This is a genomic window from Vibrio sp. 10N.222.55.B11 (assembly GCF_041473705.1).
Taxonomy (GTDB): Bacteria; Pseudomonadota; Gammaproteobacteria; order Enterobacterales; family Vibrionaceae; genus Vibrio; species Vibrio crassostreae_C.
Genome location: NZ_JBFRST010000020.1, coordinates 21,775 through 37,576 on the forward strand (window position 1 = coordinate 21,775; position 15,802 = coordinate 37,576).

General features: G+C 41.1%; 15 protein-coding genes and 1 pseudogene. 3 read left to right on the top strand and 13 right to left on the bottom strand.

Going from position 1 to position 15,802, the window contains the following annotated elements; genetic code table 11:
- Positions 1 to 5: 5 nt before the first annotated feature.
- From AB4503_RS08565 to AB4503_RS08615, 11 genes are all read right to left on the bottom strand, one after another.
- Positions 6 to 398 (bottom strand): hypothetical protein, encoded by a 393-nt coding sequence (locus AB4503_RS08565; protein ID WP_372104054.1) that lies wholly within the window; start codon positions 396 to 398, stop codon positions 6 to 8.
- On the bottom strand, positions 391 to 840 hold the full coding sequence (locus AB4503_RS08570; RefSeq protein WP_372104051.1) for a GNAT family N-acetyltransferase: 450 nt from the start codon (positions 838 to 840) through the stop codon (positions 391 to 393). The genes AB4503_RS08565 and AB4503_RS08570 overlap by 8 nt, the downstream gene beginning before the upstream one ends.
- Before the next feature lie 69 nt (positions 841 to 909).
- A complete protein-coding gene (locus AB4503_RS08575) occupies positions 910 to 1,410 on the bottom strand; it encodes a hypothetical protein (RefSeq protein ID WP_372114295.1) in 501 nt (166 codons plus the stop codon).
- A gap of 61 nt (positions 1,411 to 1,471) precedes the next feature.
- The gene (locus AB4503_RS08580) at positions 1,472 to 1,912 is read right to left on the bottom strand and encodes a hypothetical protein (RefSeq protein ID WP_372114296.1); all 441 of its coding nucleotides are present in this window, start codon (positions 1,910 to 1,912) and stop codon (positions 1,472 to 1,474) included.
- Between the two features lie 371 nt (positions 1,913 to 2,283).
- Positions 2,284 to 3,147, bottom strand: a complete 864-nt coding sequence (locus tag AB4503_RS08585; RefSeq protein WP_372114298.1) for an MBL fold metallo-hydrolase — start codon at positions 3,145 to 3,147, stop codon at positions 2,284 to 2,286.
- Positions 3,148 to 3,477: 330 nt separating this feature from the next.
- A complete protein-coding gene (locus AB4503_RS08590; protein ID WP_017070648.1) occupies positions 3,478 to 3,951 on the bottom strand; it encodes a response regulator in 474 nt (157 codons plus the stop codon).
- A complete protein-coding gene (locus tag AB4503_RS08595; protein WP_102480847.1) occupies positions 3,938 to 5,293 on the bottom strand; it encodes an ATP-binding protein in 1,356 nt (451 codons plus the stop codon). The genes AB4503_RS08590 and AB4503_RS08595 overlap by 14 nt, the downstream gene beginning before the upstream one ends.
- A gap of 6 nt (positions 5,294 to 5,299) precedes the next feature.
- Positions 5,300 to 6,718 carry a DASS family sodium-coupled anion symporter gene (locus AB4503_RS08600; protein ID WP_136985916.1) on the bottom strand — a complete coding sequence of 473 codons (1,419 nt, stop codon included), beginning with the start codon at positions 6,716 to 6,718 and terminating at the stop codon, positions 5,300 to 5,302.
- Positions 6,719 to 7,151: 433 nt separating this feature from the next.
- On the bottom strand, positions 7,152 to 7,565 hold the full coding sequence (locus AB4503_RS08605) for an NUDIX hydrolase (RefSeq protein ID WP_372114301.1): 414 nt from the start codon (positions 7,563 to 7,565) through the stop codon (positions 7,152 to 7,154).
- Between the two features lie 110 nt (positions 7,566 to 7,675).
- Entirely contained in the window at positions 7,676 to 8,644 is a 969-nt protein-coding gene (locus AB4503_RS08610) for a 5'-nucleotidase (RefSeq protein WP_372114303.1), read from the bottom strand.
- Between the two features lie 297 nt (positions 8,645 to 8,941).
- On the bottom strand, positions 8,942 to 10,675 hold the full coding sequence (locus AB4503_RS08615; RefSeq protein WP_372114305.1) for a DUF6119 family protein: 1,734 nt from the start codon (positions 10,673 to 10,675) through the stop codon (positions 8,942 to 8,944).
- A gap of 615 nt (positions 10,676 to 11,290) precedes the next feature.
- On the opposite strand from AB4503_RS08615, the gene AB4503_RS08620 reads away from it, so the two are divergent.
- Both AB4503_RS08620 and AB4503_RS08625 read left to right on the top strand, forming a co-directional pair.
- Positions 11,291 to 13,114 (top strand): M4 family metallopeptidase, encoded by a 1,824-nt coding sequence (locus tag AB4503_RS08620; protein WP_372114306.1) that lies wholly within the window; start codon positions 11,291 to 11,293, stop codon positions 13,112 to 13,114.
- Between the two features lie 324 nt (positions 13,115 to 13,438).
- On the top strand, positions 13,439 to 14,650 hold the full coding sequence (locus AB4503_RS08625) for a DUF3103 domain-containing protein (protein WP_372114308.1): 1,212 nt from the start codon (positions 13,439 to 13,441) through the stop codon (positions 14,648 to 14,650).
- Positions 14,651 to 14,742: 92 nt separating this feature from the next.
- Here the strand turns inward: AB4503_RS08625 and AB4503_RS08630 are convergent, their stop codons facing one another.
- Together AB4503_RS08630 and AB4503_RS08635 are read right to left on the bottom strand one after the other, a co-directional pair.
- Positions 14,743 to 15,060, bottom strand: a complete 318-nt coding sequence (locus AB4503_RS08630) for a Dabb family protein (RefSeq protein ID WP_009846539.1) — start codon at positions 15,058 to 15,060, stop codon at positions 14,743 to 14,745.
- Between the two features lie 214 nt (positions 15,061 to 15,274).
- A complete protein-coding gene (locus AB4503_RS08635) occupies positions 15,275 to 15,514 on the bottom strand; it encodes a hypothetical protein (RefSeq protein WP_372114310.1) in 240 nt (79 codons plus the stop codon).
- Between the two features lie 81 nt (positions 15,515 to 15,595).
- On the opposite strand from AB4503_RS08635, the pseudogene AB4503_RS08640 reads away from it, so the two are divergent.
- Positions 15,596 to 15,706: pseudogene (locus AB4503_RS08640) on the top strand (LysR family transcriptional regulator); the annotation flags it as partial.
- Positions 15,707 to 15,802 lie beyond the last annotated feature (96 nt).

Sequence of the window (15,802 nt, forward strand, 5' to 3'; positions counted from 1 at the left end):
TGGAACTATGTTCGACACGCTAACACACGCTGCCATTCTTCTTGGCTCATGGCTCCTTTCGGAAGGTAAATATTGCGTTTTTGCATCGCACCTTTTGTGTAGGAAAGCTTGATAACTGACCCGATCCCAAAAGGAAGAATATTTCCCTGTAACTTGATATCGCAAGCGTGACCATCGAAACAAACATGGTTGTTCGATATTTCAAAAGAGCGATTGCGAAACTGCCACCATAACGTGACGACTTTTAATACCGCAACAGCACTGAACATCAACCCAATAGTAGGTAGTGATTGAGGGTTATCACCAAATAGCCAATAAATAGACACTAATAAGAACGCAGCAAGTACGAACTCAAGCAGTGTATATTTAACAAAATTTAATTGGATACGGTTATCCATGACACCCTCTCAATGATGAGCCTAAAAGCAGCTCCATTTCAACAAGCCCCTTCACTTCAGACAACTTAGTAAAACCTTTTGCTTGATAAAGCTTAATCGCGGGATTCTCACTGAACACGCGCAACACTAACTGAGCTGATGATTGATTGTTCGCATGTTCAATAACTAGATCCAGACACTTCGAGCCAAAGCCTCTACCTTGATATTCAGCTAATATCTGCAAGTCCCGAAGAAACGTTGTATCACTGGTGTAACTGAAGCGGATAACACCAATACGGCTATCCCCTCCATAAATTTCATAGTTATCCAGTTCATCCCAGCTACGTAAAAACTGACTATGACCCCAAGCGATGCCACGAGCTTGGTAGTAACTCGCCATATTCGTTTTAGTGATCGATTCAGCGAACTTAGGATCGGAACCTTTGACCAACCTTACTTCCATATTGTGTCCTTTGTTTTCAAATCACATCTGAATACGGCATAGCAAAATGCCGTATATGTTGAATCATTTTTAGGTACATACTGGTTTCACTTCCTTCCATTGTGTATCCCATTCTTCGCCTAACAAATTAGAAAGTTTTTCACAGTCGTATAGATAGCGAAGACTATCTTTACAGTACGAAGTAAGTATTTCAGTTAGCTGAGCAGACGCTTTCTCGTTGTCTTTGAGTTTTCCGTACATCATCAAACCAGTCCTAAAGGTGTCTTGATCGAGGTCAGACGCTTGCTTCGATAACATCCCAAAGGAAATAGCGTTAATAGACAGGGTTAATGCAATCGCATCGCCTTCATCTCCCTCTAATTCACAAGCACTATAACGAGCTAACAAGTTCGATGTTTTAATTAATGGGGCAAGGTCTTTTGTATTGGCATGTTTATAGGTTTCAAAACCTTGCCGCACCGCAGCTTTATGACTGTCTTTAATGCTCACAACATAGTCGGTCAAAACATGTAAGCTCGCATATGCGCCTAGCCCGAAAGCCACAATGAACACGGCGATTAATCTGATCACTTATCTCTCCTAAAAGAACCTTGTGCTGGTTAATTTTAAACGGCGTCTTGTAGTAACAACCCTACTTGCCATCGACCTTTTCTATAAACCAACTCCCTTGGCACGGGCCATTGATTAAGTGCCATCGGCCGTGAAATCTACTGCTACTGCCATTTGCGGAAAAACGATAATCCCATTGGCGATGTTTAGCATATAAACGTAAGTCGCCGCTTTCAGTAATCCAGCCCTCTAACGGTGTTCCGTTGTAGGTAAGCCTTAGGGTTCCCTTGCCCTCACGAATAGTTCCGGTAATAGTTGTGCGTTCACACATATTATTGCCAGTGGTGTTAATGCGACGGCCTAGCCACTCACCGTCGAAATCGGTAGAAGGAACAAATTGGGGACTATCAGGAAGTTTAGGAAACGACTCGGAATTACTAGACCCGAACCACTGAAGAGCACGACCAACAAGGAATAAGACAACAAAGCCGATTGATATCGCTATCACAAATCCCTTTTTCACTAGCCTCTTCCTAATCCGCTGACCTTAAGAAAAGAACCCTAACATAATGAAAAGTAATAACTTACTATCAGTTTAATTAATTTTGATATATTCCACAAATTGCATTCAAATGTTGAATATAGAGAAAGCGGCATCGTACAAAAATGCCGCGCATTGAGAATCAACTATGTGCAGTGGCGAAAGATCTGCACAGGAAAGCCCTAACTTTCCAAGGCATTGCGCCAATACTGAACGGTTTTCTCCGACACCGAGCCTGTCTCGCTCGCCGCTGATACTAGAAACTCACATAAGCGAGTTGCGACTTCTTCATTACCTAACAAGTATAAACTGCGAATGGCTCGCGTTAGCCGTATCTATAGTTAAGCGAGCGTCTACTGTGAACTTTCCGATTTATTCCGCTGTTGTGCTTCACTGAGTTTTTCTTTCGCTAAGGCTTCTTGCTGGTCTAAAAAGCTAAAGAAATTACTTTCGCTAATGAACGGATTGTTCGAACCATCGGCATTTCGTTTCTCGCGATTAGCGAATAGATTATTCTTATGGGGATGGTTAGACAAATTCACGCTCACCACAGGCGGCTGCAAAGCGATCTCTCTCACTCTGTCCATACTTTCGAAGAACTGCTTCGCTAGCTTTGGATCTCGTGCGTTAATACTGTGACCGCCAACTACAAATGCGCGATGTGATGTGCCATTGTCTTTCACCATAAGATCTATTGAATAATCCCCTTCTGTGTGGCCGGGCGTAAGGTAGAACTTAAACTCGTCCTCACCGACAATAAGACTACTGCTATCTTGCACAAAGAAGTCTACCTTGGGCGGCAAAAAGGTATTCTTACCACTGCTTTTGTTAGCTTGAGCTACGGCTGACTCATAACCCTTTTGTGTCATCACGACCTTTGCATCATATTCAGACTGTAGAAATTGTGCTCCACCAACATGATCAGAATGGCCGTGAGTCACCAAAATATGAGTGATAGCCTTATCTTGTAACCCAAGCTTTTTTAGATTGATGGGTATCCACATCGAATAAGGGAAATCGAGTGTATCAATCAGAACTAATCCCTTTGCAGTCTCTACCGCATAAGACGACACCCATCTATCACCAACGTAATAAACGTTATCGAACATTTGGAACGGTTCAACATAGCCGTTTTTAATCGACATTTCCGGTACGTCTTTAGATGCCATTGCACTGGTCGAAACCAATAACAACAAAGCCAAAACCAATTTTTTCATTTTACTTCCTAGACTGATAACGACGCATAAGTTAGCTGCAACGTCCTAATTAAATTCACAGTTCTAACATACGACACTAGTACTCTGCGACCCATTTTAGTTCTGCTGCATGTTCAGGGAATAGTTCGTGAAGAAAATACAATGCATCTGTTGGCGATGCGTATGAGTTTTAGACTTAAGCCAGCAACCAATGTGTTAATACTGAGTACTAAACCTGAACGACTAAAAGAGATAGGTAATATATGCACCGAAAGATTACATCTTTCAAAGACAAAATCCTTCAGAAAGCGTCCTTCGGTGCATACAATTTCAAGCGACTGACATAAGAGACTAGCGTAAGCGTCTCAACACAACCTGCTGGTCAAGCTCATTCTGATAGTCCGTGTAATCAAGCCCTTGATCAAATATGTACTCAGTGACAAGAGTACGGATGCACTCAACTAATGTGCTTGCTTGCCAAGGCTTTTCAAAGTAACGGTCGATGCCTGCTGCATTAATCGCATTGATGGTATCAGTATGAGTGGCCTGCCCCGTAAGAAGAATTTTCTTTGTATTCGGAAAGCGGCTGTCATGGAACACTTCCGTGAGTAACTCCACACCCGTTTTCCCTGGCATCACATGATCAGACACGATGACGGTAATGTGTTCGCCTTCTGCGTCAAGTTCATCAATGAGATCAAGCACTTCTTGCGCTGATTCACAATCTTCAATATTCAGCCAACTCGCCAGCGGCTCTAAATCTTGTATCACTGCGCTCAGTACTTCTCTCTGGTCATCGACACAGATTAAATTAAGCTTCTCCATGTTCACCCTCTATTGGTAACTTGATTCTAAATACAGTTTTAGAAGCATCACTTTTCACAATAATACTTCCGCCATAACCTGCCACAATCCGCTTAACTACTGATAAACCCAAGCCCAATCCAAACGATAAACCACCTTTTTTAGTGGTGAAGTTAGGCTGAAATACCTTTCTACGAGTCGCCTCGTCTATCTCAGGGCCGTTATTCGCGATCGTAACTAATATTCTTTTCTTACTTAATCTGGTTTGAATCTCTATTGCGGCATCGTCTGAATTCGACATTGCATCACAAGCATTCTTTACAATGTTGACCCAAATCTGAACGAGCTCTGTTTTCGAGCCTTTAAAAGGCGGTAAATCCGCAGGGCTCAATCGCACAGACACTCTACGTAACTCACTTTGTAACAACGATAAGGCATGGTTAATGGAGTCGTTAATATCAACCGCTTCTTCGGTGTCAATATCAACTCTGCCAAGTTGTTTAACCGATTTTACGATGCCGACAGTGTGTCTAGATGCCAAACGTAAATCATGTAAATCACAACCCATCTGCCAAAAACGAATCGCTTCTTCTGGCTTTTTCAGCCAATGCTTTGAAATAACGTCTGTTGCAGATAAAGCGTCAATAGGAATCGCCTTTGCAAGAGAGCGAGCAATGTTTTTGTCTAAACCATATTTTCTTTCAAATTGTCGCCCACGTGTTCGTGCTTCTAACGACGACGTTTTCTGACCATGCATTAACCCAAAATCGAAAAATTGACTGGCTTCTGGATGCACTTCTTCAAGCAGATCCATGATGACCGTTTCAAGTCGACCAGATTTACTATTTACGACACCAATAGCGTTGTTAAGCTCATGGGCAATCCCGGCAGCCAATTGACCCAAGGTCGTCATTTGCTCAGCAGTATGTAACTTCTCTAGCGCTTTTTGTTTCGCGATCGCTTCCTGTGTTGCGCGGCGTTGACGACGCGACAACTCATTGACAATCACAGGTGTGAACTGTGCGGTAAGAGGACCAAATTTACGTTCATCTTCTGCTGGCGTGTCTTTATCGATCCACGCTAACTCTACATCGGTTTTAGCAACAACCGTTGAAGATGCAGTCCAATTACCTGAAAAGAAGCTATGAACGCCTATAAAAGCCCCGCTACCCGCGCTAAATACTCGCACTTGCGGTGTATTAGCATCGGTATAAAACCCTTCCAGTTCTCCACTAAACACATAATATAAACGAGTGTTTAACGCTGATTGTTCAATAATGGTGTTACCGGCACAGCACGTCACCCGACGTTCTGTGTGGTTAAAATAGCGATCGATAAGTGCTTCTAACTTTTGTTGATACACGTATCGTTACCCTATGTGACCAATTGAATGTAGCAGCCACACCATAACAAAGCTCAATAGCACACCAACCACACCCAAAATAATACCGATTCTGGCCATTTGATTACTTTGCACATGACCCGTTGCATGAGCCAGCGCATTCGGTGGCGTACTGATTGGTAGCGACATACCTAATGAAGCGGCAAAAGTCACAACCAGAATTAACGTTAACTCACCGCCTAGTGGCGTGAGTGAAGCCATAGACGAACCTAATGCCGCCATAATTGGCATTAACAAGTTAGCCGTTGCGGTATGAGACATAAAGTTTGCCATTACCAAACACAAGAACGCCGCTCCGAACAACACCACATAGGGTGAGTAGCTATCAAACGGAATACTGTGTACCACCAGCTTTGCTAAGCCAGTTTTATCGAGCGCTAAACCAAGCGCAATACCACCTGATACAAGCCACAATACATCCCAAGAGATTTTCTTCAGGTCTTCTTTATTGATGATCCCAGTAAGAGAGAACACAGCAACAGGAATCAGAGCGACGGTATAAGAGTTCATGCCATGGCTTGAACCCATTAACCAAAGAATGATGGTGAGCGCAAAAGTGACGTATACCGCAATGGCTTTGGGCGTTTTAAGGAATTTACCTTTGATGCTTAGTTCGATTTTCTTTTGGTCAGCTTTGTACATAAAGCCTATTAAAAACCACGCTAACGCCATCATAATAACGACAAACGGCACACCAAATGCCATCCATTCACCGAACGTAATGAGGTTATCGCCAACTAAATATTTAAGTGCGATAGCGTTCGGAGGGGTACCGATAGGGGTACCAATGCCACCGATGTTAGCGGCAACAGGGATACAAAGCGCAAACGCGACACGACCGGGGTCTTTCGGACCAAACACAGCCAGTACCGGCGTTAAAATAGATAGCATCATTGCCGTTGTTGCCGTGTTAGACATAAACATCGAAAAGATACCAGTGATCAACATTAAGCCGAGCATCACGAACTTTGGATCTTGTCCAAATGGCTTCAACAACACACGAGCTAAGTTTACGTCTAATCGATATTTAGTGGCCGCCATCGCTAAGAAGAAACCACCTAAAAACAGCATTATGATTGGGCTAGCGAATGTCGCCATGATATCGCTGTATTTTAACAGCTCACCAAAATGTTCTTCCCCATGATCAAACCTTAAAAAGATCAGCCCTTTATCCGACAACATCAATAATTGCAGAACGATAATAACAACAGACGTCGCGTAAATCGGGATAGGCTCGAACACCCAGCACAATGCCGCTAATAGAAAGATCGCAATAACGCGTTGTTGAATAATCGTGAGGCCTTCAAATGGAAACGCTGATAGCGGCATTACGAGGATAATGAAAGGAATTAAAATAGGGATAATGTATTTAATATAGGGGCGCATAGCACAAAAACTCTTCCTGAGATAACAACTACTTAGAAATTAGATTTACAGTTCTAATTTAGATCCGACAACGAATTATCGACCTCTTATCACTATCTCACTATCGGCTAGATCAATGATTACGTAATCGCGATATCCCCTTTTTCGATTCTGTGCGCTACCTCTACGTTTGTATGTCATTTATTGTTGCAATTAAATTCAGGAGCGTGGTTTCTACGTTCCTAGTCATAAGCCATTCCAGTTATTCTAGGTACCGTCAGAACAGAACAGTCGCTTAAAGTCACATCCATAAATTAAAGCCATGCCCATAAATTGAGGACCACTTCTAATAAAAGCGCTGAACAAGCTTTTAAAGGATGAAGTAATGGATGCTGGCACTGCTATAAAGTGCCTTTTCCAGTAATTGGTCGCTTGTCATATTTCCTCCGTTAAACTAATGCTGGATAAGGTGGTGGTTTTGAGAGGCATATCGGCTCAAATGCTTCCCCATAAACTCGATATCTGCACGATAAAAATCACCAAGAGGTATCGCAGAGGATCCTAGCCAATAGAAAGTTTGCTGTCTTTCTGCGTCGACCATTTTAGGTTCATCATTCTGATCCGCACGCAAAACTACATAGTGAATTTCACCACCGAAGTCATTCTTACTTTGATGAATTCCGAGCAGTTGTAAATCTTTAAGACCCGTTTCTTCCCACAACTCTCTAATTGCGGCTTGGCCACCCGACTCACCGGGATCAACTGAACCTCCAGGGAACTCAAAGACCATACCTTGACCATGTCTAAAGCGCTTTTGGACGAGGACTTTCCCATCTTTTACAACCACGGCCATAGCTATGTTTTTCATGTGAGCTTCCTTGTAGCTATAAATTCGTACAACTGAGAATATTGTTACGTCATAATACCGTAGTCTTCATACCCAACTTCGGACAATAGAGTCCAAGTGTTAAAGCTAATCTAAAATATCTTGCTATCCTTTTTCTCAATAATATCTTCTGTATTTTTTACACCAAAAGGTATGTGAACCGACGGAGCAACTGTACTAGTCGAGCTTAAATGTCCAGACTGGTCATCAAAGAATATATGAGGCTTGAGCACCCCCAAAATTAGACCTTTATCAACGCCTCCTAAAAAGAATGCGTCATTCGTCATTACGCCCCAGTTTTTTAATGTATTTAAAGCTCTTTCATGTGAAGGAGCATTCCTTGCAGTAACAATTGAAACTCTCAAACGGTTTCGATAATCAGGCTCAGATTGCTTCTTCCTCTCTTCAATTTTCTGAATAACTGATACTTTGACCAAAAACTCTTTCAACGGACCAGGATTATGAGGTTGCAACACATTCTTTGTTTCATGTTCGTGAAACTGACTAAGGTCGTTGGTATTGTGCATAACAGATTCTGATTCATCATCAGCAAGAACTCCATCAAAGTCGAATGCTATTCTTAAATCATCATCATCTTCATCGATAATAGTCGATTTCATAACATGGCCAGCGGGATAACCTAACCTGATTGCCTCTTTTACATCAGACGAATTTCCTGACAAAAATAAAGAAATACTCAAGGCGGGAATATAATCATATGGAGACCTACCTTGCATGAAAATCGCGCGTGAAATAGGTAAATTATGGTGTTCGATTGACTTCATAACACGAAGCCCTGTATCTGGGTCATTTCGTGATAACAACACAACTTCTACTAGCGGGTCAGATTCAGGGCTAGTGCTCAAATCATTGAGAGAAAGTAAACGCTTCACAAATGAAAATGAGACACCTTTATCTAATGGATTATCTATGTTCACCGATTGATACCTACGATACTCCTCTTCGCCTTTGGTACGAAAAACTGTATCAGACTCTGTTAAATCAAACATCGCACTTGAAGCAACACCAATGACTAACCTTTTACTCAACTCATAAGGCATATATACAATCCAAAACAATAATAAACATCGAGAAAACAAGCACTATTATTAAGTCATGAGCAGCACTAGCACCTGACCTAAGCCTCCGTGCGAGACATACTGAAGAGAAGAAATATTAAGTTATAAGCCTCTACCTTAAAACCTTTTGAAATAGCATCTTATAAACCAAGTAAAGTAACAACACACTTTAATTTCAATTATATTTCTTCAATCAATCAATCAATCAATCAATCAATCAATCAATGTTAAAATCTAAGCTTTTATATAGAAAATTAAATAAAAACTAGATTATAATTTCTAATTTGTCTTTTTTACAAGTCTTATCGCATATGACAACTCAATCCCGCGTTCATTCGCTAGGTATTTATGCGTATTTGCCAATTCATACTTAGCCATAAATGGCAAGTCATCTATTTTCTTATTTGCGTTATACGTCAAGATACAAAGTAACACGCTAAAGGTTGTTTCTTGCAACTTTGAACGGCTTTCAGTAATAATAGAAAGGAATGGAGTTTTGTCTTTACTTTTATTTTCTTCATTGTCATTATCATTGATAAAATCTATCATCGACTTCCTAGTTTCGATGTCTTTTACGAATGCATCCGTATAAAATCTAGCTTGAACAAATAAATGACTTAAAGAACTTGTACCATCTTTTAGTACCTTAACATGTATCAACTGCTTATCCTTATGAAGCAAATCACATATTTCATATCTTCTCTGACCAGCAATATTTATCTTTGCTTTATCAAATAGGTATATATCATCATTAGATTTAGCGACGTATGAATTGTAAACATCTTCTTTAAACTTGATTTTATCTTTCCCATTTTCCTTAACAACACAACGAATCGAAACGTCATCAGGAAGGTAAAGATCTGATTTATCTTCAATTTTACTTAAATACGTTTCGACCTCAGACTTAAAGTCAGAACTAACACACCTCCAAGTTCCAGAGCTCAAAATATAGGTTATTCCATTCTCTTCCAACTCACAATTTAAACAATCATAAGCTTTCATGGAACGAACATCACCCGAAGTATTTACATAGAAAATCCTCCATTTTATAACAGTTTGTATTGAAGATTTTTTACTAAAACTATGATTTTGATTCACAAGATCAGATATAGCTATGTCATCGAACTCTATAACAGAATTATATATATCTGGATCTTTATAAGAAAAATAAGAAATATCATCATCGAGTATAATGCTCGGCGACAAGTGAATATTACTAAAATCATTATTTTTCAATTGTTCAAATAGAATAGTGTTTAACCTATCGATCTCGTCATCATCACTTACATAGTCAAGCTTCCCGTAAGAAGGAAACTTTTCTTTGTACTCTTCGAGTTCATAAGCCTCCTCCAAACTTAAAAGTATATCAATTACACCCTCATCAGTTACGCTTGTTCCTTTTTTAAGGTTTACAGTAATTGAACTTTTTCCAGAAAACGATTTGATATACGGATAATGCTCATACGTAGAACCAGAAATAGCTCTAAAGAATTCCTTTTCATCATTGATATCAAATATATCCAAACTTGAGCCTTTGCTAGCTTGTCTATCAGTTAACGTTGATATGGATGAGTGTGTGGTTGTATTAACTTTTCTTAGGTTATTATGGTCACATATATTCATCGCAACCTTTATGCCAAAGTCATTAACTAACTTGTCTGAATTTATGAACCTAGAAGTATGCATGCCAAACGTCAAAACATAGAATAATATGTCTTGTACATCGCGTGTAATTTTCAAACACAAGACAGCTGAAGGAGATTTGTTAGTATTAGAAAATTCTAGATTTATGTCCTCACTAAGGTTATTGAGCATAACCATCCAAGGGTAATCAGCTTCGGTTTTAGAAGTACCACCAACATCTGCATATTTTATAAGCCCCTCAATTTCATAGCCATTACTTTGATACGAAAACCTAGGTAAAGGCTCTGTTGATATATCGAATATAGCTGAAAAACTATTGACTGAGTCCTTGGCTCTAAAAATTGTCATTTTATCTAATTTACTGCTCACACTTCACCTCATTCCTGATTGAAAATCACAATCAGCACATTGAAATTTAAATAAAGAAAGCTCAATATCACCTCTTACCCTACCAATCTTACTCTCAAAACATAATTCATAACAATGACTTATCGTTCTTGATTTGTGATTGAACAAGAAAATGTAGGAATTTATCTGTCTAACAGAACTAAATGTAGAAAAGTTGAGAACTGTGCTTAGTAGTAATGTTAAAACAAGATTGCTATTGACAATAAAGACAATATCATCACTTCCAAAAACCGGATTATTTACTCATTTGTAGTTAAGGTAAAAACAGAGAAATATCGAAATTAACTTAGCTAAAGTTATTCTATAGATTCAAACAAAGTAGATTTTAATAACCCCCTACCCTTCATATGTTTACGATAAATAATAAAATTAGATTTTATAAAAACAATTTGATCAATAAGGTTTTTTGTAAACTTTGAATTACATACTCTAAAAATAAATCTACCTGATAAACTTGTCATAATTCCAAATGCTCTTCCAATCTTGATTCGCAACACATGGCACAGATGTATTGCATATAGACTTCCTATAAAGCCGTTGGGAAGAAGGAGTTTATATTAAAATCAGGAACGAAAAATGAACCAACAACGTCAACTAAGCTGGAAAATAGCAGCTATTCTAGGTACATCTTTTGGCTTTAATGCACACGCTGCAGAAATGGTCAGGGTCGATGATGATGCATTACTACAACAAAGCCTCGTCGCGCAGTCGAAGAGTGTTGCTCCACTTGAATTAGGTTTTTCTGAAGTTAAACGGGTGGTACTGCCCAATGGAAAAACCAAAGTCCGCTATCAACAAACTCACTTAGGTTTACCCGTCTTTGATACTTCGGTCGTGGCCACCCTTTCCAAGAACCAACCCACTCAGGTGTTCGGCTCCATGGCACAGGGGATCAGTGGAGACTTATCCAGCATCGCGCCAAAACTGAATCGAGAACAAGCGATTGAAGCTGCATTGTCTGCTCACCGCACCTTTACCGTCGGCAAAAAGTCGATTGAAAACAAAAATGCAAAACTCATGGTGAGATTGGATGAGAATCAAGTCGCCCAAGTGGTGTATCTGGTCGATTTCTTTATCGCGTCCTCAATGCCGGAGCGCCCTTTCTACTTTATTGATGCTACGACTGGCGATGTGCTCCAAAAATGGAATGGACTAAACCACGCTAAAGCATTAGGTACTGGCCCAGGTGGCAACCTCAAAACCACTCGATATGAATATGGTAGTGACTTCCCTAGCTTTCCCATCGACAAAACAGGCACGACTTGTACGTTAGAAAATGATTCAGTTAAGACAGTCGATTTGAGGAACGGAACGTCTGGCAGCGCAGCCTACAGCTACAACTGTGCCGACGGAACCAACTACACCGATCATAAATACATCAACGGGGCTTACTCGCCTCTCAACGATGCGCACTACTTTGGTAATGTCGTGTTCGATATGTACAAAGATTGGATGAATACGTCGCCTTTAACTTTCCAACTGACAATGCGCGTTCATTACGGTTCCGATTATGAAAACGCCTTTTGGAATGGCTCATCCATGACATTTGGAGATGGCAAAAACACCTTTTACCCATTGGTCGATATCAACGTGAGTGCTCACGAAGTCAGCCACGGCTTCACTGAGCAAAACTCCGGCCTTGTGTACCAAAACATGTCGGGCGGTATCAATGAAGCCTTCTCCGATATTGCAGGCGAAGCGGCTGAATACTACCTGCGTGGTAATGTCGATTGGGTGGTCGGAAGCGATATATTCAAATCAGAAGGCGGCTTGCGTTACTTTGATCAACCTTCAAAAGATGGCCGCTCGATTGATCACGCCTCTCAATACTACGATGGTTTGAACGTTCACTTATCTAGCGGTGTTTATAACCGCGCCTTTTACCTTTTAGCGAACAAATCGGGTTGGAATGTACGTAAGGGCTTTGAAATATTCACGGTTGCCAACCAGTTGTATTGGACGGCAAACAGTACCTTTGACGCCGGTGCTTGTGGCGTAGCGAAAGCCGCAGCAGACATGGGCTATGTGGTTGCCGATGTTGAAGATGCTTTTAATACCGTAGGCGTGAATGCGAGTTGTGGTTCAACGCCACCAACTGGCAATGTGCTGACGAAAGGCACACCGATTGCGAACCTAAGCGGGAATCAATCTTCAGAGAGCTTCTACACGTTCACTGTGGATTCTGCATCAAGCGTGACGGTTTCAATGTCTGGTGGTTCAGGTGATGCCGACCTTTACGTGAAATCAGGCAGCAAGCCAACGACATCGAGTTACGATTGTCGCCCTTATCGCGCTGGAAACAATGAGCAGTGCAGTGTGAGCGCGCAACCGGGCGTGACCTATCATGTGTTACTGCGCGGATACTCGAACTACTCTGGCCTAACGTTGCGTTTAGATTGAGTTAGAGCGAGCCTCTCAAACAAGTTGTAAATCGAGAACTAGCGGTTAACCGCGAAATAAAAACCTACTCACTTTGAGTAGGTTTTTTTATGACACACCGTAGTAGCTAATAATATTGTAAGTTATTTACTGATACGTTTATTAATTTATAAATATCAAGGTTGCTTAGGTATTATTTTATAAAAACAGTTTAAATTGAGATCCTGTGCTGCACAACGAAACAAAAATAACTGACTAACTTTTGAACACATTCACGTTACTGATAGGTTAATCCTTATAGGGCAAATGCTCTATTAATGATAAAAACTAAAATAAGGATTATTTATGAGACCATCTTTTCCTATCAGTATGGTGCTTGCAACGACAGTGGTTGGCTTCCAGTCTTATGCGCAAAATATTGAGACAACGGATTCATTAGGTATTGCAGAAAGTAGCGCAGCGCAAAAGCAATCTCTGGCGTTACAAATCAGCGAGCGTTATTCCGATCTTGAGCTTTCATTGAAGGCTCAGATCTCAGAAAAGAACTTATCCGCGTCTGTAGATAAATTGAGCTCTACTCAGCCCTACTCTGCATTTTCAAACCGGATGCAGAAAGCGGATCTTGGTTATCGCAAGATGAAAGGGATCAACGACTTCAGCGACTCTGTGTTAGAGGTTCGCATGGCTGATGAAGCGATGATCGAAGCTTGGAAGAATGGTGAAAACCCGCTGTTTGCATTTGAACCATCAGGCGATGATTCGAATTGGCAATATATTGAAGCGTATGACGTGTACGGACAGGTTCATGAACTAGATGTGTACCAAATGCCAGACGTCCCAGTGTTTGTGGTTGATAGTAACGGTGCTGAAGAGCTCAAAGCAGGCTTAATGGCAATGCAGGCAGAGATGCAAAAGCTGGGTACTACAACGCAAATCAATGCCGTTAGCGATACCAATGCCGTCGAGAGTAAACCTCAAAAATCGTCTTTGATGAACAGGGCACGTCGCTCGATGGCCTTGTCGGAACCTGAGCCGTTGAATACCACACAATTAACCAAAATCCGTTTAGCCGTCGACCAAGAACCTTGGATCTCTGGTAAAGCGGAAATCTACGCTATCGTGACGGGTGTCGATTCAAGTCGTTTAGAGCCCCAAATCGACCTCGTTGAGATGCCTTATCTGGACTACGACAAACAGACGTACTACCCGAACCAGACCGTCATCTTCTGGCCTCGCTACCGTTGGGGCGCTGCAGACATGATCTTAATGGAACACGATGATGGCACAGACTACAAAGCGCTAGCAAAACTCTTGGTTCAAGCCGCAGAAGAGATACTGAAGATGATTCCTGATCCAGAAGTTCAAGGTTATGCGATCATCCCTCAGATCACAGGCAAGATTATCGATGTAATTCCTGATGGCGTATTAGTGAATGACGATGACTTCGTGGATGTGTACTACACCTTAATGCAGAACACGCCTTATGTAGATCGTCCGGGCGCAGGCGGAAATGCTGTCGCATCGTTTGCACCAGTCACGATTTCGCCAACAGAGTAAGTCGTTTCTTATTTAGTTAGGGCTTAATCGCTAGGCCCTAACTCTTCATTATCGAAGGTAAGTCAAACACAAGAGACCTACTCAGAACCTAATTACAGGGAGTAATCAAACACAATGATGTCTTCTAAAAGCGGACGAAACACATCTTTCAGCGCATCATGCTCAGGGTGCGGAAGGTAATTCTGGCGACCTTCTTCATCGGCGAAAGTCATTAACACCGAGTGGGTATAACCTTGATTCTTGTTTTCAGGGCTGTCATTTAATCCCCATTCTACTGAAGTGACCCCTTCAACCTTGTTTGGCATCGCTTCAAACAGCATCTTTAGTTTTTGAACCTCTGAAGCCTCAGCGTTTTCTTTAAACTTAATCAGTAGAATATGACGAATCATTCCCGTTTCTTTTTGAGTCATTCCTTGTCCTTTCGAGTCGTTCGCTTACTGGTTTGTAATGCTTAACCAACACCCAATAGCGATCTAAATTAGAGAACAACAAAATGCCACACGTTACACAACATGCCAAGGCTAGATCGCTAGAGTTTATAAAATACTCCACAACCCAATAACGAAAAATGCTGCACCCGAGGGCGCAGCATTTTTCATGACAATGGTAAGCACATCTTTAACGTTAATCACGACGACCTGTAAGCTGGATCGTTTGGTCTTGATCTACGTTCTTTTGGAATTGGATTCCGCCGTTAGACGCTTCATTTCTTCCTTCCAGTGTTAAGTCAGATTCAACACGCTCAGCCTTTACTTGATTACCTTCGCTTCTCATCATATCGAGAGTACTCGCATAAGTACCGTCAGTCGCGAAAGCCGTGTTCATAGACAAAGCCATCAATCCAAGTGCGATTAACTTGTTCATACATCACCTCGTTGTATTTCTAATTCTTTGTTCGTTTGGTATCTGTGTTTTTGTTGGAGTAACTTTAACAATCGAACATGAACCATAGATGTGAGCTATGTGATGAGCTGCCGCCGCTCGCAAAAAGACGCACCTTTGAATCAGTGGTTATTCCAAATGTTGAAGTCTACCCTGAAAAACAAACAAGCGTAGTTCAGCTTTTAACGGGTTAACTACTTAAAGGCTTAACTGCCTAACTCCCCTACCATCCAAAAAAAGAAAAGGCTCCCGAGGGAGCCTTTGATTAGG